This window comes from Gemmatimonadaceae bacterium, from assembly GCA_036496605.1.
Classification (GTDB): domain Bacteria; phylum Gemmatimonadota; class Gemmatimonadetes; order Gemmatimonadales; family Gemmatimonadaceae; genus AG2.
The window spans coordinates 91,585-111,035 of the sequence record DASXKV010000022.1; the positions used below are offsets into that span (position 1 = coordinate 91,585).

Sequence of the window (19,451 nt, forward strand, 5' to 3'; positions counted from 1 at the left end):
GATTGGGATAGGGGAAATATCTCAAGGCAAGGACAAAAAGGGGCTCGCACTTCCCGGCACGCTGTCCCTCTCGAGCAGTTCCTCGAGCTCTCTCTCCCTGAGATTGAGATGGTAGTTCGTTCCCACAATCCCGACGCGCAAATGGCTGAGCGTTAGCTGGCGTCCCTTTTCGATCTCGTCGGCATTATCGAAGCGCACCGTGTGGTGGCCATCGACGAATGTCACTCCACCGGCGCCCACGACCTCACCGACATGGCCGCGGGCGATGAGTGCAGTGTCCTCGTCGATGCCGAGGCCTAGCAATTCGGTGTTCTGTCCGACGACGACGAACAGGCGCTGGAGGCGCCGCCGTTGCTGAAAGTGGGTATCGACGATGGTTTTGAAGCCGAGGAGTCCGAGGCCCGGGCCGATGTACTGCTCGACGAGACTGCCTTCTTCATCGATCTCGCCGCCAGCCATCGTGAGCTCGGTGAGTGCTGCGGCACCGGCGCTCGAACCGCAGACGACGCCGCCGCGGCGAAAGAGCGCCTTGATCTCGCCGAGCGTGTGGGAGCCGCCGAGGGCCGCGACGAGCTTCACCTGGTCGCCGCCACCGAAAAAGACGGCGCGGGAGTCTTTGATCATGTCGGCAATCTCGCGGTCGCGCTCGTCGCACGCGTGTTGGAATAGCGGAATGCGGACGTTGGTTGCGCCCGCGCGACGGAAGTCCCCGAGCCATGCGCGCGCCGCCTCCCCGGGATCGGCCGAGGCAGTCGTTAGGCCCACGATCGGTGCGCCGTCCCGAGCGTCGACGAGACGCAGGAAGCTCTGGAAGGCTTCGTTGTGCGCTTCGACGGCACCGCCCATGAGAACCAGCGTGCCGAGTGCGGCGTCGGACATGCCGCCGTGGGCGAGGGGCTCGTCGATGCGTGGCGCGTCCGGACGATCGGGAGCCGTCATTGCCTAACGTTGCAGGCCGGCGTCGCGGAGGATGTACGCAGCGACTGCGGCGGCGATCTGCGCACGTGCCGGCTGATCTTCTTGGAGCTGGGAAACGCACTCGGCGTCGTCGCAGTGCTCGACGATGATCGCGCCATCGCGAACGCGACCGATGGCCGTCGCGATCTCCATCGCATTCTCACTCACGGACTCGTCGGTCGCGAAGACGGCCACCCGGCAGCCCGCACTGCGCGCCTCTTCCTGAAGCTCCGGTTCGTTCGCGGGGCAGACCACGAAGCCACCACGCGGCACGGAGTCGATGAGGGTCCCGACGAGGCGGCGAGCGGCCTCGGACTTCTGATAGCGCTGTGGGACGTCGCCGAGACTCGTGTCCAGGATGATCGCGACGCGCGACCGCGCGTACGGCAGGCCGGCGTAGAGGATGAAGGCCGGGGCCACGTCGATGAGAAGATGTTCATCGTCGTCCGGACCGAGGGCGGCGTGGAGCAAGACGACACATTCCGCGCGGCCGCTGCCTCCGGTAACCCCGGCGGTGACCCGATGGGCGATGGGCGGGGCGTCGGGCGTGCTCGCCAGGGCGGCGAGCTCGCGGACGGCGCTCGCGACATGTTGCGGCGCGAGCGTGCCAGCGAAGGCACGCTGCACCGTTTCGAGCGCGAGCGCGGCAGCGCGCAATCCAACCTGCTCGTGCCGATGTTCGAAGACGATCGTGTATTCGCCATCGACGTCACCGCCGCGAGTGCGCCCGAAGCCGACCTCGTGCCCGATCATGGTTTGCAGCTCGAGGGCGACGTGCTCGATGATGTGCGGCGCGTATGTACCGCGACGCAGGCGCGTGATGAATCCACCCGGCTCGCCGATCGAGCATTCGTGCTCGGTGAGCCCGGGCAGGGCCAGTACGAGCTGTTCGGTGAGACCGGGGATGTCGGCAGACGATATGTGATCATACGGGCCGACGGCGACGTCCATTCGGGTCACCGGCCGTGTCGACCAGAAATTCGCGCCGCGCGTGGCATGGAGAGTCGTTAGGCGAATGTCATTCGAAGGCGCGGGCGCGAGCGCGGTCATGAAGCGCTCGCGCCTCCGACGCGCTCGTCGGCCATGCGCTCGCGGACGAGGGCGAGCGTTTTGGGAACTTTGTCGGCGAGGATGAAGACGAGATCGTCCTCGCCGACGATGTCCATTGCTCTGGCGACCGCCTCCGCTTCGCTTGGAATGACGACGATTCTCTCGTTGGGCAATCCGGCGGCGCGAAGGCTGTCGCCGATGAGCGCTGCGACCTCGCCTGGGTCGCGGCCGCGCAGATCCTGGTCTTCCTTGATGATCGCGAGATCGAGATGCCCGTCGGCGGCGGCGCTCCGAGCGGCGGCACGGATATCTTCGTCGCGGCGATCGCCTGGCATTGCGATGACGCCGATGCGGCGGCGCGCCGGAAAGTGCGACACGAGCTCCATCAGGCCCTCGATCGCCGCGTGATTGTGGGCATAGTCCACGAGCACGCGACCACCGTTTCGAAGGCGAATCACGTTCAACCGTCCCGGCGTGAGCGACGGTGAGGGGAAGAAGGAGAGCAATCCCGCGCGAATGTCGTCATAGCGCATGCCCTGGACATAGGCGGCGGCGATGGCCGCGAGAATGTTCTGGCGCTGGAATCGCGCTGCGCCGCCGAGCATGAGCGGAACCTCGCGCTCGCTGGCGATGGGGATGCGCAACTTTCCGCGCCTAACGACAAAACTGCCGCTTTCCATCCGCGCGGCGATGCCGCCGTGGGCGATGTGATCCTCGAGGAGTTCATTCTCGCCCTCGGCAGCGGTGGAGAAGAGCACGACGTCGGCGGTCGTCTTCTCCCGCATGGCATGGACGAGCGGATCGTCGGCGTTGAGGACAGCGTGCCCTTCCCGCTTCACGACGGAGGCGATGACGCTCTTCACGTCCGCGAGCTGCTCGAGCGTGTTGATGCCGCGTAGTCCAAGGTGATCGCCGGAGACATTGAGCACAACGCCCACGTCGCACTCGTCGAAGCCGAGTCCGGCGCGCAGAATCCCACCGCGCGCGGTCTCGAGCACGGCAACGTCTATTGTTGGATTCGAGAGAATGATGTTCGCGGCGAAAGGGCCGGTCATGTCCCCTTCCATCACCAGGCGATTCTGAACGTAGACGCCGTCGGTGGTCGTGAAGCCGGCGATGCGGCCCATGTTGCGGAAGAGATGGGCGATCAGCCTAACGGTGGTCGTTTTCCCGTTCGTTCCGGTGACGGCGATGATCGGGATCGTCGGATCCGTTCCGGGCGGATACAGCATATCCAGGATCGGCGCTCCAACATTGCGCCACTTCCCCTCCGTTGGATGGGTGTGCATCCGAATCCCCGGCGCGGCGTTGACCTCGAGGATCACGGCGTCGTTCTCGCGAAAGGGGACCGAGATGTCATGCGTCAGGACGTCGATTCCCGCGATGTCGAGTCCGACGATGCCGGCAGCCATCTCGCACGCCGTCACGTTGTCGGGATGCATCTCGTCGGAGCGGTCGATCGACGTACCGCCGGTGGAGAGGTTGGCAGTCCCGCGGAGGAAGACACGTTCGTCAGGCATCGGCACCGAATCGAGCGTTCGGTTGCTCCGGCCTAGATACTCCGCCGTGCTCGCGTCCGTGGGTAATCGCGTCAGGATCTTCGTGTGGCCGACCCCGCGGCGCGGATCCTTGTTCGCCTCCTCGATGAGCTGACGAATCGATTGGCGTCCGTCGCCGATGACGTGAGCGGGCACACGCTCGGCGCAGGCGACAACCTTGCCGTTCACGACGAGCACGCGGTGGTCCAGCCCCTCGTGATGATGCTCGACGACGACCCGACTCGACACGGCTTGGGCAGCGGCCCACCCCTTTCGAATAGCCGGCTCGTCGTCCAATCGGCCGCTGATACCACGACCGTGGCTCGCATCGACCGGCTTGAGAATCACCGGGTAGCCGATCTCCTGCGCGATGTCGACGGCCTCGTCGGGCGTGCGTGCCGTGTTACCGCGTGGCACGGGGAGGCCGATGTTACTGAGCACGCGCTTCGTGTCGACCTTGTCCTGCGCGATCTCCACCCCGATGGCGCTCGTGAAGTCGGTCATCGTCGCCTGGATGCGGCGCAGATTCCGTCCGTGACCCAGTTGCACGAGCGAGCCCGAGTTGAGACGCCTAACTGGGATCCCGCGACGACGGGCCTCCTCCACGATCGCCGCGGTGGACGGGCCGAGGCGAACGGTCTCGTACAGGTCCTGGAGACGCGAGGTGACAGCCGCGACGTCATAGGGTTCGGCAGTCATGCAGGCACGCATGAGCGCAATGCCCTCGCGAACGCTCTCGAGACCGACCTCCTCCTCGTCGTAAGCGACGATGACCCACCACACGCCCTCGTCGCCCGAAGGCACGACACGACCGAAGCTCACGTCGCTTCCGGCGAGCGTCTGCAGCTCGAGCGACACGTGCTCGAGGATGTGCGGCCAATGTGTTCCTTCGTTCAGCCGATCGACGAAACCACCGCTTCTACCGCGGCTACAAGGGTGGTCGCTGAGAGACGGCAGGGAATGGACGAGTCGATCGCAGAATCCGGGTATGTCGATCGACGTGAGCTCCTCGAGGTCACCGAGCCGGACGTCGCAGGCAATGACTGGCGCCAGCCGCCAATAGTTGGGGCCCCGCAACGCTCGAATACGGCTTACTCGCAGGTCGGCGGCGGGTATGTGTGAAACGTCGGGCGGCAGTGGCACGATCGAGGTTTGAGACGACTCTAGAACAAGGGGGAGGGCAAGTCACATACCGATACATGGGGTGACGAGGTCCTTCGGAAGCTCGTCTAAAACTGACAAGTAATTGCCTGAGCAGAGGTTTAGCTGCATGAGCGGGGGCTGGCGCCGGTCTCCGCTCTGAACGCCGTGCGAGGCTTGGACTTGCAGCACTCGCTCCCAATCCACTGCTGCCCGCCTTCGTTTGAACTCGACCAGTCAATCGCGAGCCAGCGTCAACGCTGAAGTGCTGCTCTGGCAGAGCCGCGTGCGCATGATCGTCGCGCTCGTCGCCGGCGGGGCCGAGTTCGTCCTGCAGCAACACCGCATTCTGCAGGGGAATGCGCTCTATCTATTGGAGGGAGTGTGCGGGTACATCGCCCTCGTCACGGCGATCGCTCTTTTCGTACAGAAGACTGGGCGCGCTCCGAATTGGGCGGTCGCGGTCACGGTGGTCGCGGACATCCTGTTCATCTTCGGATCGACGCTCGTCTCGTCGCCGCCGTTCTACTACGACCGCATTCTGATTTTCTCCTTCCTGGTGCTCCATCTCACCGAGACGTACTTCGGTCCGGGTCAGGCGGCGCTCGCAGCCGGGCTGGTCGTCGTCGGCTACCTCTACACCGTCCACCACATGATCGGACGCGGAGTCCGGCTGATCTGGTCGGAGGAGCTCTGGTCGGTGGGTGTGTTCGCACTCGCGGCGGGAATCTTCGTCGCGCAGTACGGCAGCTTCCGGAAGCGTCTCGACAGGATCGTCTCGCTCTTCGAGCGCGCCGAAGAGGGTGACTTCACGCAGAAGTACGACACGTCGGCGGATGCGCGCCCGGACGCGATCACGTTCGTTGGGCGCGTCTACAATCGCGTGAGCTCACAGCTCGAGAGCATGGTAGAGACCGATCCGCTCACGAACTGCGTCAACCGACGAGGCTTCGAGCGCTCGCTCGCGCGTGAGATGGCGCGCTCGTCGCGCGCCGGCAGCGAGCTGTCGCTCCTCGCGCTCGATCTCGATCACTTCAAGTCGATCAACGACAGTCGCGGGCACGTGGTCGGTGACGCGGTGCTGCGAGAGGTCGGTATGCTACTGCAGCAGTCGGCGCGCGCGGGCGACATCGTGGCACGAACCGGTGGCGAGGAGTTCTCGATTCTCCTTCCCGACACGCCGGGCAATGGCGCGTTCCACTTCGCGAACCGCCTGTGCGACACGTTCCGCGAGCATGTCTTCCGGGTGAACAGCAAGGAGATCCGGATGACGATCAGCATCGGCGTCGTGTCCACGGATGGCGATCGACCGCTCGCGGCGGAGCGCGGAAAGAATCTCGCCGAAGAGATGAAGATCCGCGCTGACGAAGCGCTCTATGCAGCGAAGCGAACGGGGCGCGATCGCGTGCGCGCGTGGTCGGAGGCGGTGAGCATGCGCTCGGGGGAGATGCCGAAGGTGATGGCCGAGCTCATGCGTGATGGCAAGGAATAGGCAGGTTGCTCCGCGCGTCCTCTGAATACATTGGATGCATTCGGAAGGAGATGCGGAAAATGCCATCCAAATCGGGAAGTCGGATTCTTCTTGCCCTGTTCGCGGCAGCGGCGGTCGGCTGTTCGGACAACGCAACCGGTCCCACTTCGCCTAACGTGCCGGACGTCGCCGAACTGCTCGCCGAAATGTCGTCGCCGACTCTGAGCAGCGCGGCCGGCATTGGCTCGCGCGCGATCGCTCCGGCCTTCAATTCGTCGTCGGTCGACCCGGCCAACTGCCAGTACTCCGCAACGACTGGGTTCTTCGAGTGCTCCACGGTAACGATCAATGGCTTGACGTTTACGCGGAGCTTCCGGCTGATCGATGATGCGGGGAACTCCCAGCCAACGCCTGACACCCACACGTCGGCGATCGAGACGAAGACGACGGTGGACGGTACGGTCTCATCCTCCGGCAGCAACTACACGCTGCACGGCAACACCGATGAGACGTTGAGCGGGATCAGGACGAATACGCACACGCTCAACGGAACTTCGCTGCTGACCGACGATGGCACGATCCAGGTCGGCACGACGGTTGTCCCGGTCGATGAAACGGTGCACGAGACGACTTCGAACCTTGTCTTACCGAACGCCAAGGCAGGCCAGCGCTGGCCGCAGTCGGGCACGATCACGATCCAGACAGGGCTGGGTAGCGATGGGTTAGACGGTACGTCGACGATGGTGGTGACATTCAACGGGACGAGCGTGGTAACGATCACCACGACGACCTCCTTCGGCACGATTACCTGCCGCGTCGACCTGGCGAATCCGAGCGCGGGACTCGGAGCGTGCATTTAGCGGTGATTGGTGGTGACCGGTTGGCGATGATTGCTTGGTGGTGATTGGTTGGCGGTGATTCGGAAGGGTGATCGGCGAGCGAAGCTCGCCGACCGTCTTTATTTACCAACCACCAACCACCAACCACCAACCACCAACCACCATTTCGTGCGCCAGATCACGAGGCCAGGACGAGACCTTGGCCAGTCGCTGATCGTCTAACCCGGGTAGCGGGCAGCGCCCGCGGTCGCATCACGTAAAAACCCGCTTGAGGTCTCGATCTATGAAGCGTCTCTGGCCCGTGGCCACTCTCCTTCTCCCACTTGCCGTCGGCTGCACGTCGGCAAAGGAGAAAGCGCGCGCTGACAGCGTCCAGGCGCTCGCCAGCCAGCAGAAAGTTCTGATGTCGAAGCTCGAGGCGCAGAAGGATTCGTTGTCTCAAGTCGTCTCCGACGCGGACACCTTCATCGCGAAGGTCGACAGCACCGTGACGAAGGTGAAAGGGCTGCCGAAGTCGAAGCGGCTCAAGAACGCCGAGAGTCCGATCGAAGAGCAGTTGCAGGCGCGACGCGACATGCTGAAGCGCGTGAACGCGCTGGTGCAACGCGCGCAGGAAACGGCCAAGGAGCTCGCCGCGGCGCGTGAGCGCGAGGATTCGCTCAAAAGCGACAACGGCAAGCTCAAGGCGCAGGTCGACGCCGACGCGCTGCGGATCGCCGAGCTGACGTCGCAGATCGAGCAGCAGGCGCAGACGATCGCGGTGATGCAGGCGAAGGTGGACACGCTCGACATCACCGTGAACGAGCTCCGCGCGACGCAGAGCAAGGCGTACTATGTCATCGGTGACGAAGATGCGCTGGTGAAGAAGGGCATCATCGTCAAGGAAGGTGGTGCGAATCTGCTCATCGCGCGCATTGGCCGGACATTGGTTCCGGCGCGCAATCTCGATCGCGACCTCTTTACGGCGATCGACACGCGCCAGGTGCAGGAAATCACGGTTCCGGACAGCACACGCAAGTATCAGATCGTGTCGCGGCAGAGCCTCGACGACGCCGATGCTGTTCAGCGCGACGGCCCGAGCTTCCGCGGGAATCTCAAGATCAAAGACATCGACAGGTTCTGGGCGCCTTCGAAGTATCTGATCATCGTCGAACGCTGATTAGACAATTTGGATACATGAGCCCGACCGCCTTCGAGGCGGTCGGGCTTTTTTTCGAGTGTGGCTGGTGCGCAACGGCCTAGCGCAGGCGAGGACTCGTTGCTATGGTGTTGCGCTTCCCTCCACTCGATTCGCGAGTGATGGATACACGTGCCTGACGAGAGGTCAATTCGATGACGAAGCGCACTCGATCGCAAGCGCGGTTTTTAGCCGCATTGGTGCTCGCTGGTGTTGGTGCGGCGTGCAGCAATAACGAACCAATCGCGGCGCCAAAGCGCTCGCTGAGTCCGGTGGCGGCGACGTCACGTGATGTGACGCCGATCGCGGGACGCCACATCTTCGTCATGAGCGCCGGTGTGCCAGCCGATTTCGCCGCTCGTGTCGCCGAGAAAGGTGGTACGGTCGTCGACAATTTTGCGGGCGCGGGCACTGTCATCACCTCCGGCCTGTCGGACGACGATGCCGCCGCGCTCTCCCAGGGCGGCGTCGTCGCCAACGACGTCACTGCCCGCTGGGCGCCGACGCCGAGTGAGCTGAATGCGGCGGTCGCCGACTTGGGGAACACTGCCGGAGGCCTCATTGGATCGCCATTACTTGCTCCCGCGCTGGGCGTTCAGTGGAACATGTTCCAGATCCACGCACCCGAGGCATGGGGCGCCGGCAAGCTCGGCAATCCAGCGGTCAAGGTTGCGATTCTCGATAGCGGCATCGATCCGAATCACCAGGAGCTCACTGGGTTGGTCGATCTCGCGACCAGCGCTCGCGTCGTGTCGACGCCGACGCAATGCCTTTTCAGCAACTCGCCGGCACAATGGACCGACGATTTCTTCCACGGCACGTACGTGAGTGGGCTCGTCACGACGAACAGCGTAGTCATGGCTGGCGTGGCGCCTAACGTGCGGCTCGTGGCCGTCAAGGTTCTGAACTCGAGCGGCAGCGGCAGTTTCTCGGACATCATCTGCGGGCTGCAGTACGCGGTGATCATCGCGCATGCGAAGGTCATCAACATGAGCCTCGGTGCGACCTTCAAAGGCAACACGCCTGGCCTGGTAGCATTCCAGCAGTTCTTTGCCCAGTTCGTCGACTTTGCGAAGAGCCAAGGCGCGGTGGTGGTTTCGGCAGCGGGCAACGACGACAAGAATCTCGGGAATCCGCACCCCTTCCTCGAACTGCCTTGCGAAGCCGGTTCGCAGCTGTGCGTCTCGGCGACGTCGCCTCGCGACAAGATCGCGCACTACTCGAACTTCGGCCGTGCGGCGATCGACGTCGCGGCTCCGGGCGGCGAAGACAAGTTTCTGGGAAAGAATCCGACTGGCGCCGAGCAGCTTGCGTCGCTGATTCTTGGCCCCTGCGCCCGCGTATTTTGCGGCGACGAATCGCACTACCTGGTCGCTGACGGAACGAGCGCAGCCGCGCCGCACGTGTCGGGGCTTGCCGCGCTCATTTTCTCGAACAGCACGTTGAGCCCGGACGCGGTCATGACGGTCATCCGGCAGTCAGCTGACAACATCGGGAATCAGTCGAAGTTCGGCGACGGCCGCATCAACGTGGCGCGCGCCCTCGGCGTCCAGTAAGTAGAGACGAGAACGCGGTGAAACTGGGCCGCGGGAAGCTAGTAAGGAGCCCGGCGCTTCCGAGCGCCGGGCTTCTTGTTTGTCGCCAAAAGCAGGGGCGAGCGGCTAGGGCATTCTGGCGCAGAAGGGCAGCAGGCGTATGTTGAGTGAATCGTCACGTTCGCGGAGCTGTTCGATGCGCCCCCGTCGCTTTCTGGTCGTCTCGTCGCTGATCTTTGCCTTTACGACTTCCGCCTTCGCGCAAACGCAGGAGCAGATCCCGAAGGATCTCGCGCTTGCTCTCATGCCCGGTGCAACCGAGGGCGGCGAGATCATTATCGGGCAGATGCCGATGGATCTCACGACCCTGTTGACGCTCCCCGCCGGTGCGCACGTGCTCGGCAGCTTCGTGAACACGGCGTACGCGCACGCGGTGCTGACGCTCCCGTTGCGCACCGACAGTGCGCTGGCAGTCATGCGTCGATCGCTCGCCGAGCATGGCTTCACGACCCGTAGCGCGGCGACGCCGCCGATGGGCGGTCTCCAATACGGTCCGCCGGGCGGCATCTACCCCAATTCGTTCTGCAAGGCGGGCGACCCGACATCATTGACGGTGTCGGCCCAGTTCTATGGGCCGTCGATGACGCTCGTTCACCTAACGAGGAACGTCAACTCGACGATCTGCGACCAGCCGCGGACCGACATCGTGCGGACCCAGGCGATGCAGGATTATCCTCTCTCGTCGGTGCCGCCGCTCTGGTCGCCCGGCGATTTTCGCGCGTCGAACACGAGGTGCCGGCGGCCGAGCGCCGGCGGCGACGCTGCGCAGAGCCAGCCATTGATGAGCGAGCTCTCACCGGCAGAGGTGCTCGCGTATTATAGTAAGCAACTCGACTCGGCCGGTTGGAAGTCGACGACCGCCGAGCCAGACCGCGTCTCGAAAACCTGGTCGAAAGCGATCGGGACGCGTGGGACTCAGGAAGTCACGATCACCATATCGCGAATGGCGTCGCAGAGCGGCTGCTACGATGTGGCCCTTCGCGCGACAGGACTGCCGCCACGATGATTGAGCAAAAGCTAACGCGGACGATCGCGCTCATCGGTCCGGTGGGCGAACGACAGGCAGCGCAGACGAGCGGATTCCCGCTCGACCCGTCCAAGATGCTGCCTGTGGCCGACGTCATTTTACTCGTCGTCGGGAAGGAAGAGGGAGCGATGCTCTTTCGCTATACGGCGCACGGGGACTTCGGTGGGGATACGCTCCATCCCACGGCCGAGGATGCGATCGAGCAGGCGGTGTTCGAGTACGGCGACGCACTCGGCGAATGGCTCACGGTGCCAGACGATATCACGGACGCCCATGCGTTCGCGGTGCACTATGCGCACGAGCGGTTGAATGATCGCGGGGGATGGTGAACTGGCAGAGCGGTTAGAGTCTAGGGCTAGAGCCGCGACGGCTCGTCGCTTCGTCCCTCTCGAAGGGCTGATCGTCACGCAGTGTTCGCGGCGCCCGTTCGAGTGTCCATATAGTTCGCGCGTCATCCCCTCTGGAGACGTTCATGAAATACCGGACGGCACTGGCCGCGGCTTGCTTGCTCGGCGCGGCGCCCGCAATGGCGACCGCGCAGGATGGCGGCGTCCCGAATCGTCAGGCGGCGCTCGAAGTACGCAAGCAGTTCATGGCCGATCTCGATACGCTGCAGAGCAAGTTCGTCGCGCTCGCGAACGCGTTTCCCGCGGAGAAGTACTCGTGGCGTCCGGCCGCAGACGTGCGCTCGGTGGGCGAGGTGTTCATGCACGTCGCGAGCGAGTTCTACGTCTACGCACCGCTCGCGTACGGCGCGGCACGGTCACCGGTCATTCCGCGCGGTCAGGAGTCGTTCAAGAAGTTCGAGTCGACGTCGACGAAGCCCGATGTCCTGAAGCACCTCGAGGAAGGCTTCGCGTACGCGACGCAGCAGATCAACGGCATCGACGCCGAGCAGTTGACGGGCTCACGCAAGCTGTTCGGGGGCGATCACACGATCGTCGAGACGTCGTTTGCGATGACGGACGATCTGCACGAGCATCTCGGGCAGTTGATTGCGTATGCGCGGATGAATGGCGTGGTGCCACCGTGGAGTAAGTAAGGCGGTTGCCCGCGACCTGCGCCGTGTCCGCTCGCTCACGTGAGCCGTCCACGAGTCGCGGTCATCTGTCCGGGAGTCCGTGCCATCCGACCACGAGTCGCGGTCCTCTGTCCGGGAGTTCGTGCCATCCGACCACGAGTCGCGGTCCTCTGTCCGGGAGTCCGTGCCATCCGACCTCGACTCGATGTCTCCGATCCAGTCATCGCGGCGCGCTGCCGCTCACACCGCCCCCACCGCCGCCGCTGCCGTGGCCCTGGAAAGCCATGTGCGCGGCGACCAGGCCCACGCTCACGATGCCGCTGAACAGCGCCGTGCGTGACGGTGAGAAGCGGCGCGTGCCGGCATCGACGATCAGCGCGTGTGATACGAGGACCCGCTCGCCGTTCCACGTCGTCTCGTCACCGTCGCGGCGCCTGACGCCGGTGAGCGCCACGACATAGCTACTCGCCGAGTCGGCAAGCACGCGTCCGGTGATCGATTCCGCAGCGGGACCAATCTGCGACGCCAATACGACTGCGCCCGAGTCGCTGAGCCAGAGCTGCGCCGAGTTGCCGACCATCGAGGTGCCGCGTGGTGGGGAGAAATATCCGTAGCACCCGCACAGCGCAACGACGCTCGCGGCAGACATCGCCGCGAGTCGTCGTGCATGACGAGCGCGCATCACTGACATGAGGCCGGGTCGTTGTCGTTGCGACGAGTCGTGATGTTGTCGTTCTCCGTCGCTGGTTGGGGATCGGTCTGCACCAGAGTCTGTCCGTACAGGAAGCGGCCCGGGATCACGGCCTTGCCGACGGCCGGCGTCAGTGCCGGCAGACACGTGCGCTTGTAGTCGTTCCAGGCCTCGGGATTCTGGAATAGGGCGATGTACTTCTCCGTCATGATGTCATTGAGCGTCGGCGCGGCGATCGGGGCTTTGTTCCAGCGCGCGCGAACCGCGTTGAGCGCCGTTGCCGCCGTCGTCGGATCACCCGTCTCTAGGGCTGCCTCGGCGATGATGAGCTGAGTCTCATCATAGGTGATGATTGGCTGACGGAACTGCGGATCGTTCTGACGATTGCCGCGGAGCAGCGAGACCGTCTTCAGATCCGTTGTGCCGACGGTGACGTCGTAGCCGATATATCCGCCGTTAGCCGACTGCGCAAAGTAGTCGGCGAGCCGTGGATCATTCTGCGCCTTCATGATGTTCACCAAGCGCGCACCGGCGACGAGATCCTGGCCGAAGCCAGATGTGGTTTGGAACTGATTCCAGACATTGCGCTCGGCGTTGGCCGCCGAGTGCTGCGTCAACCAATCGTTGGCGGGTGCGCTGATGCCGAGCCGTGCTTCCGCGAGTGCTTTCGCATACTCACCGTTGCCGAGCTTTTCGACCCGGTGCACGTAGACGCGCGCTTTGAGCGTATGTGCGGCCTGGATCCATGGCGTCTTGTCACCGCCGTAGACGAGATCGACCGAGCCCGGCCCGTCGCCGGCGCCGTTGAGATCGGAGATGGCGTTGTCGAGGAGCGTGAGCAAGTCGTCGTAGATCTGCATCTGTGGATCGAAGGCCGCCTGCGTTTTGTCGGTGATGGCCTCACGATAGGGAATGTCGCCCCACGAGTCGGCGGTGAGCATCATGACCATTGCCTCGTGCACTTCGGCGATACCCTTGTACAATTTGTCACCGGCGGCATCAGCACTCGCCTCGACGTTGCGAATGCCGACGAGACCACCGCCGACGTAAACGCCGGCGAGCGTGAAGTCGAGCGATCCGTGAGTAATTCCATATTCGCCTTCGGTCTGAACGAAGCGGCTGTTGACGCCCGCGCACTGCTGCATCCACATGCAGACGAGCATCGGCACGTAGCCTTCCTCGTAGCCGAATGTGTTCGCCTGCACACCGACGAAAAGCTGGTTGCGCGACGCGACGGTCGGGTTGTTCGGATCCGACGTCGCTTTGGGAGAGTCGAGAAAGCTGCACGCGCCGGTGGAGGCGACGAGCAGCGTCGCCGCGATGGTGCGAATGAGTCTCATGTCCGTACCCTCGCGTCAGCGGTTGAGTCCAACGGTGAACACGAACGAACGTGTGAGCGGCAGATTGAAGTAGTCGATGCCGCCGAAGCTGCGCGCTGTGGCGCCGCCGAGGTTCGTCTCGGGATCGAGGCCCTTGTACTTCGTCCAGGTCTTGAGATTGCGCCCGGACACGCGCACGTCGAGACTCGTTAGGCCGAGTGATCGTGCGACCCATGGACCGTCGAAGGTGTAGGCGACGGAGAGCTCGCGGAGCTTGACGTAGCCGCCGTTCTCGACGCAAGGCTCGTCCATGTTCGTGAATGGGCACGCGGCGAGTCCACTCGTGCGATACCAGTTCTCGCCGATGGGAATCTTGACGTTCGCGCCCGGCCCGACGACTGCACCCGGATAGAAGTTTGCTTCGCCGAATGCGTGCAGATTCCCCGTGCAGTCCGAGTTGTGCGGGCCGGCGCATGTCGCGCGGTTTGCCGTCTCGATGTCGGTGCCATAGGAGAGCAGGGCGCCCCGCGTACCGTTGATGACGTCACCGCCATGCTTGATGTCGAGCAGTCCCGAGAGCTCGAGCTTCTTATAGCGGAAACTGCTATGGAGATTTCCTGTCCACTGTGGATTCGGATCGCCGATGACGCGATCTCGCGTGTCGGCGCATGGCATGTCGGGTTCGGTATTCGGACAGTGCGTGCCGTCATCTATGTAAAGGGCGCCCTTCGGCGCGCCGGCACACGCCTGCGCCAGGTTGAGATTCGGGTAGTCGGCGTAATTCGAGAGCCCGCAGCGGATCCAGCCGAGGCCGCGCATGACGCCTAACGGCTGACCGACCATCGCGACGTTCTCGGTGTGGCCGGAGAAGTTGTCGATCGGGAGAAACTCTGCCCCGGCGATCGAGACCGCGAGCGAGCTATTGCGCGCCCAGCCCATGCCAACATCCCAGCTATACGTCGGGCGAGTAATGGGTCGTAAATTGAGCGACAGCTCGGTGCCGGAATTTCTAAAGACGCCGGCGTTCTTGGCTTCGGAGGAGAAGCCGGTCGACGGCGGCGTCGGCGTGATGAGAATGACGTCGGACGTTTGCGCGCGATACCACGTCGCGCTGAGATCTGCCTTCTCGCCCCAGAATCCGATGTCGAAGCCACCCTCGAATTCTCTTGTGCGCTCGGGCTTGAGCGAGCTCGCTGGCTTGGTGACGGTGGGAACGAGGCCGCCATTCCCACTCTGCGTCGGTGTGAGGCCGGTGCCCTGCGAGATCGTGCCGGTGAGTGCGGTGCCGCTGAACGTCTGCGAGGTGAGATACGGTTGCGGCTCCTGTCCGGCTTCCCCGTAGGAGAAGCGTGCCTTGCCGAAGCTGAGGAATGGAACACTGCGCAGCTGTGTGAACGTCCACGCGGCGCTCGCTTTCGGGAACCAACTCCGCTGATTGGAAGAGCCGAAGGTCGTCGAACCATCTTTGCGAAGCGCGGCGGTGAGATAGAGCTGCTCGAAAAGATCGAAGGTCTCCTGGCCGAAGTACGACTCGTTATGAATCTCGTACTGGTAGTCCGAGGCTGGATCGCGCGCGAGCGTGTTGAGAATGCTGAACGGTTGGGGAGCAACGAGCCCGCGCCCGACGTCGGAGAAGGTTCGGAAGTTTCGCGAATTGAGATTCTGCCCGACGGTGAAAGTGCCAGCCAGGCGCGGGCTCAGATGCCAGGAGGCTGTTCCGGTGAGGTTGTGGTCGATCTGGTAATCGATGAGGCGCCCTTCCGTAATGCGACCACCCAAAGCCGCGCCGGTGCAATCGATTGGACAGCCCTCGAGCCTCGCGTCGTTGGTGACGTCGGCGCCTAACGTGTAATCGAACTTGAGCCAGTCCGTGGCGACGTAGGCCGCATTGAAGTCGCCGAGCGATCGATTGGCCTGGTCGTCGTTGACTTCCTGGTAAAGCGTGAAGAATGGATTGCTGAAGATGCGATCCTCACCCGCGGTCGAGAGGTTGGCGTCGGGCACCATGTAGCTCCGGTGAAATCCGGTCACCGGATCGAGAAATGGCTTGTTGTTGAACTCGGGTGGCGTGCGGAAAAGGCCGAGCAGGAGACCATTGGTGTTGTTGCCACGCTGGGTGAAGTTCCCGCGCGTGTCGGCGTACGAGAAATTGCCGCCAACCGTCAGACCGTCGGTGAGGCGGTGTGACGCATTGAGCCGGAACGTTGCGCGATTGAAGTAGCTGTTCGGTCCTACAAAGACACCCTCGTTGTGGTTGTAGTCGCCGCTGAGATAGAAGGTCGTGCGGTCGGTGCCGCCGCTGACCGACACGACATCGTCCAGAATGTGACCGGTATCGAAGGCCTCGCTCGCGTGATCGAACGTCGGGACTCCGGTGAGGGGCGCGCCCCAACTACGCGTCACCAGCTGCGAGGTGCCGAAGAGTCCCTGTCCGTATTGCCGCTGCAATGGCCACTTCTTCGTGACCTGGTCGGCCGACGCGGAGCTGCGGAACGAGTACTTGGTGGCACCCGAGTGGCCCCTCTTTGTCGTGATGAGAATGACGCCATTCGCCGCGCGCGAACCATAAATGGCGGCCGCCGACGCGCCCTTCAGGATCTCGACATTCTCGATGTCGTCGGGGTTGAGCGAAATGAGCGAGTTCGGCGTCGACGTGCCCTCGAGCTCACCACCGTTCACCTGGCCCGGGAGGTTGACACCGGCGACGTCGATCGGGTTGAAGTTCGTCGTCGAGAAGCTCGTGTTGTTCATCGGCACGCCGTCGATGATGAACAGCGGCTGGCTCGAGCCGTTGATCGTGCGGAGACCGCGAATTTGAATGGCCGATCCGGCGCCCGGATCGCCCGAGCTCTGCGCGACCTGCACGTTAGGCGCCTTGCCGGCCAGTGCCTGGACGACGTTCGACTCGTTCGACTTGATGATGAGATCTGGCGAGACAGAGTTGCGAACGTTGCCGAGCTTCTCGACCTCCGTGGACGTGCCCGCGCCGGTGATGACCACTTCACCAAGCTGCAATGGATTCGCGTCGAGATCGAAGTCCTGAACGAGCTCACTGCCGCTGAGCGTAACGCGCGCCGTCTTCGGCTTGTAGCCAACTCGGCGGGCGGAGAGCGTCACCGTTTGTCCCGCGACTCTCGCGGCGGGAACGCGCAGCGAATAGCTGCCGTCGTCTCGGGTCACGGCGCCGAGGCCGAGCTCCGCGAGGGACACGGTCACGTTCCCGAGCGTGGCGCCATGTTCCGCGGTGACGTGCCCCGTGATGGTCAGCGGCGCTTGCGCGGCGGCCATCGCGGGGAGCAGCGCGACCGCAACCGAGCCAAGTAGTCGTCGCAACGATGTCATGCGTCGTCCTCCGAGTGCGTACGTGGTGAGCAAACGCGAAACCGGCGGTCCCAGCCACCGGCGAACGCGCGGCGAAGCTACAGACGGGAGATGGCTCGGCTAGTCGAAAGTGACGAATGGCGAGAGGCCGGTGGTGAACGGACCGAACGACGTGCCTGGTTCAGCGTGGTTCACGAATGCGAAACCATTCATGACAACGTCACTTGAGCCATTTCGGTCACTCCGCATAACGAGTGACGAAGGGCCGAGCTGGCGTCGTGAGGCTGCAAGCGCCAGCCGTGCTTCGCGAGATGGCTGGGAAACGCGGTGAGAAACCGGCCGATCTCGTCCGCGACCCACGCCAAACGAGTGGTGAGGCGAGCGCCATCGACACGAAGGGGTCGGCTCTCAAAATTCGGCGCAGCCTGCGTTCAGGCCGTTTCAGCGCTTCGCGGCGAACGATTGTCGGGGACACGACGGTACGCTTCGCCCCGCCACGTCGCGGTCCATCACAAGTCGCTGTAGTGAATTGCCAGTGAAGCGTCAGTCTATGGGATGATTCCTCGATCGCTGCGCGCGACGGTCGGCGCGGCGCTGGTCGGTGCTGCCGCAGCCGTTCTGCCGGCGCAATCGGTCACCGGTATTCCGGCGGTCGATTCGGCGAGTGTGGCGCGCACTGCCTGGCAGCACGCCGTGTTGGCGGTGAACGCAAAGGACACCGCCGCGGCGCGTCGTGAGGTGAACCGCGCGGCGACGGCGTGGCCCGTGCAACCGGCGTACGTCTGGGCACGAGCCGTGATCGCGCAGCTCGCGGGGGATACCTCGAGCGTGCGCGACGCGCTTGCCGCCTATGCCGATCTCGGGCTCGGCAAAGATCTGCGCGCCGATTCGCGCTTTGCGGGCTACGCGTCCCGCGCCGACTTCGCTGGCGTCGTCGCGCGGCACGACAGCAATCGCGCACCACTCGCGCGGAGCCGCGTCGTCGCGACGCTCGCCGATTCGACCTTCTGGCCCGAAGGGATGGATTACGATCCAGGTACTCGGCGCTATTACATCGCCAGCGTTAGGCACCGGACGATCGCGGAGGTGAGTGACGGCGGCGTCATGCGCGAGCTCTGGCCCCGTGAGCAACCGAGCTTCGGCGCCGTCCTCGGCGTTCGCGTAGATGCCAGGCGCCACGTGCTCTGGGCGACGCTCGCGGGCATTCCGCAGATGCAGGGTTTTCGGCGCGGCGACTCGAGCATTGCCGCGCTGGTACGCGTCCGGATCGCGGACGGCAGGATCGAGAGGCGTTGGAATTTGCCGCCGGCACCGCTCGGGCATGTACTCGGCGACCTCGCGATTGGGCCGTTAGGCGACGTGTTCGTGACGGACTCGAACGACCCGGTGCTCTATCGCCTCAGGCCTGGGGCGGACTCGCTCGAGAGGATCGCGAGTCCCCTGTTTCATTCGCTGCAGGGTATCGCGCCGCTGCCTAACGGTACTCTGCTTTACGTAGCGGACTACTCACACGGTTTGTTACGCGTCGATCTCGAGACGGGCCAGATCACGCGTCTGGACGACGCGCCTGGCTCGACGTCCGTCGGGTGCGACGGCATCGCGTGGGATGGCAAAGCGATCATCGCGGTACAGAACGGCGTCGTGCCGGCGCGCGTGATGCGCTTTGTCGTGGATGACGCACATCGTCGCATTGCGCGCGCCGAGGTGCTCGATCGGAATGTCGCGATCGCGGACGAGCCGACGATCGGGGCGATTGTCGGCAAGGAGTTCGTCTATGTCGCGAACAGCCAATGGGAGAAGTACACGGAGGAGGGAGTACGGCTGCCGGAACGAGCACTCACGAGTCCAGTATTGCTCGCGGTGCCGTTAAGCCCTTAGGGCCTGCTCAGTGTGCCAGTACAAAAGTAAGGGTTCATGACAGAATTCCGGGAAGGGTTGAGGTCAGCAGGGTCGCTGAAACCACTGACACGGCCCGGAAACCGCTGACGGGCTCCGTGTGCAGCGACAGCTCCGCAACCCGTGATATTTGAATTTGTGAATGCGTCGGGAGGTGTCACTGACCGTCGAAAACTTCCCGAGGCCATCAAAACAAGACCATCTGCTACTTGGTGCATGGAGCCGTCGCAGCTGAGGAGCGAGTCAGAGGTCCCAGCGCCTTGTCAGCGGTTCTATGAGAGCGATTGTCAAGGGCGGACTTCGTCCGTGCGGATTGCGTGGGCGTTTTTTCCCGTGCAATCAGCCCTGATGGTTGCTTGGCGGACGAGATCGTCCGCTGCGATTGAGCTCGCAGTGCACTCTTCTTCTG

14 protein-coding genes are annotated in these 19,451 nt (G+C 63.7%); 8 read left to right on the forward strand and 6 right to left on the reverse strand.

All coding sequences use genetic code 11. From position 1 onward, the window contains the following. Positions 1 to 21: 21 nt before the first annotated feature. The 3 genes from VGH98_08065 to cphA are packed head-to-tail and all read right to left on the reverse strand — an operon-like array spanning position 22 to position 4,688. Positions 22 to 939: a cyanophycinase gene (locus tag VGH98_08065; protein ID HEY2375918.1), complete on the reverse strand. Its 918-nt coding sequence runs from the start codon at positions 937 to 939 to the stop codon at positions 22 to 24. Positions 940 to 942: 3 nt separating this feature from the next. Then, positions 943 to 2,007, reverse strand: a complete 1,065-nt coding sequence (locus VGH98_08070) for a hypothetical protein (protein HEY2375919.1) — start codon at positions 2,005 to 2,007, stop codon at positions 943 to 945. Then, positions 2,004 to 4,688, reverse strand: a complete 2,685-nt coding sequence (cphA, locus tag VGH98_08075; GenBank protein HEY2375920.1) for a cyanophycin synthetase — start codon at positions 4,686 to 4,688, stop codon at positions 2,004 to 2,006. Before cphA ends, VGH98_08070 begins: the two co-directional genes overlap by 4 nt. Positions 4,689 to 4,908: 220 nt before the next feature. On the opposite strand from cphA, the gene VGH98_08080 reads away from it, so the two are divergent. From VGH98_08080 to VGH98_08110, 7 genes are all read left to right on the forward strand, one after another. Next, the gene (locus VGH98_08080; GenBank protein HEY2375921.1) at positions 4,909 to 6,177 is read left to right on the forward strand and encodes a GGDEF domain-containing protein; all 1,269 of its coding nucleotides are present in this window, start codon (positions 4,909 to 4,911) and stop codon (positions 6,175 to 6,177) included. A 59-nt stretch (positions 6,178 to 6,236) separates the two neighbouring features. Then, complete coding sequence (locus tag VGH98_08085) at positions 6,237 to 7,016, forward strand: hypothetical protein (GenBank protein HEY2375922.1); 780 nt, start codon at positions 6,237 to 6,239, stop codon at positions 7,014 to 7,016. A 262-nt stretch (positions 7,017 to 7,278) separates the two neighbouring features. Then, positions 7,279 to 8,154 carry a hypothetical protein gene (locus tag VGH98_08090; GenBank protein HEY2375923.1) on the forward strand — a complete coding sequence of 292 codons (876 nt, stop codon included), beginning with the start codon at positions 7,279 to 7,281 and terminating at the stop codon, positions 8,152 to 8,154. Between the two features lie 173 nt (positions 8,155 to 8,327). Then, the gene (locus VGH98_08095) at positions 8,328 to 9,728 is read left to right on the forward strand and encodes a S8 family serine peptidase (GenBank protein ID HEY2375924.1); all 1,401 of its coding nucleotides are present in this window, start codon (positions 8,328 to 8,330) and stop codon (positions 9,726 to 9,728) included. Positions 9,729 to 9,903: 175 nt separating this feature from the next. Beyond that, positions 9,904 to 10,773 (forward strand): hypothetical protein, encoded by an 870-nt coding sequence (locus VGH98_08100; GenBank protein ID HEY2375925.1) that lies wholly within the window; start codon positions 9,904 to 9,906, stop codon positions 10,771 to 10,773. Then, positions 10,770 to 11,123: a hypothetical protein gene (locus tag VGH98_08105; protein HEY2375926.1), complete on the forward strand. Its 354-nt coding sequence runs from the start codon at positions 10,770 to 10,772 to the stop codon at positions 11,121 to 11,123. The genes VGH98_08100 and VGH98_08105 overlap by 4 nt, the downstream gene beginning before the upstream one ends. Positions 11,124 to 11,266: 143 nt before the next feature. Then, positions 11,267 to 11,836: a DinB family protein gene (locus VGH98_08110; protein HEY2375927.1), complete on the forward strand. Its 570-nt coding sequence runs from the start codon at positions 11,267 to 11,269 to the stop codon at positions 11,834 to 11,836. Positions 11,837 to 12,035: 199 nt separating this feature from the next. Here the strand turns inward: VGH98_08110 and VGH98_08115 are convergent, their stop codons facing one another. The 3 genes from VGH98_08115 to VGH98_08125 are packed head-to-tail and all read right to left on the reverse strand — an operon-like array spanning position 12,036 to position 17,167. Then, the gene (locus VGH98_08115) at positions 12,036 to 12,506 is read right to left on the reverse strand and encodes a hypothetical protein (GenBank protein HEY2375928.1); all 471 of its coding nucleotides are present in this window, start codon (positions 12,504 to 12,506) and stop codon (positions 12,036 to 12,038) included. Next, a complete protein-coding gene (locus VGH98_08120; protein ID HEY2375929.1) occupies positions 12,497 to 13,846 on the reverse strand; it encodes a SusD/RagB family nutrient-binding outer membrane lipoprotein in 1,350 nt (449 codons plus the stop codon). The genes VGH98_08115 and VGH98_08120 overlap by 10 nt, the downstream gene beginning before the upstream one ends. A 15-nt stretch (positions 13,847 to 13,861) precedes the next feature. Next, a complete protein-coding gene (locus tag VGH98_08125) occupies positions 13,862 to 17,167 on the reverse strand; it encodes a SusC/RagA family TonB-linked outer membrane protein (GenBank protein HEY2375930.1) in 3,306 nt (1,101 codons plus the stop codon). A gap of 534 nt (positions 17,168 to 17,701) precedes the next feature. On the opposite strand from VGH98_08125, the gene VGH98_08130 reads away from it, so the two are divergent. Next, positions 17,702 to 19,024: a hypothetical protein gene (locus VGH98_08130; protein ID HEY2375931.1), complete on the forward strand. Its 1,323-nt coding sequence runs from the start codon at positions 17,702 to 17,704 to the stop codon at positions 19,022 to 19,024. Positions 19,025 to 19,451 lie beyond the last annotated feature (427 nt).

Bases quoted from the DNA above. Each gene is read 5' to 3' on its own strand.
- VGH98_08065 (HEY2375918.1), bottom strand. From the start codon at position 939: ATGACGGCTCCCGATCGTCCGGACGCGCCACGCATCGACGAGCCCCTC.
- VGH98_08070 (HEY2375919.1), bottom strand. From the start codon at position 2,007: ATGACCGCGCTCGCGCCCGCGCCTTCGAATGACATTCGCCTAACGACT.
- VGH98_08085 (HEY2375922.1), top strand. From the start codon at position 6,237: ATGCCATCCAAATCGGGAAGTCGGATTCTTCTTGCCCTGTTCGCGGCA.
- VGH98_08090 (HEY2375923.1), top strand. From the start codon at position 7,279: ATGAAGCGTCTCTGGCCCGTGGCCACTCTCCTTCTCCCACTTGCCGTC.
- VGH98_08095 (HEY2375924.1), top strand. From the start codon at position 8,328: ATGACGAAGCGCACTCGATCGCAAGCGCGGTTTTTAGCCGCATTGGTG.
- VGH98_08100 (HEY2375925.1), top strand. From the start codon at position 9,904: ATGCGCCCCCGTCGCTTTCTGGTCGTCTCGTCGCTGATCTTTGCCTTT.
- VGH98_08105 (HEY2375926.1), top strand. From the start codon at position 10,770: ATGATTGAGCAAAAGCTAACGCGGACGATCGCGCTCATCGGTCCGGTG.
- VGH98_08110 (HEY2375927.1), top strand. From the start codon at position 11,267: ATGAAATACCGGACGGCACTGGCCGCGGCTTGCTTGCTCGGCGCGGCG.
- VGH98_08115 (HEY2375928.1), bottom strand. From the start codon at position 12,506: ATGTCAGTGATGCGCGCTCGTCATGCACGACGACTCGCGGCGATGTCT.
- VGH98_08120 (HEY2375929.1), bottom strand. From the start codon at position 13,846: ATGAGACTCATTCGCACCATCGCGGCGACGCTGCTCGTCGCCTCCACC.
- VGH98_08125 (HEY2375930.1), bottom strand. From the start codon at position 17,167: ATGACATCGTTGCGACGACTACTTGGCTCGGTTGCGGTCGCGCTGCTC.
- VGH98_08130 (HEY2375931.1), top strand. From the start codon at position 17,702: ATGATTCCTCGATCGCTGCGCGCGACGGTCGGCGCGGCGCTGGTCGGT.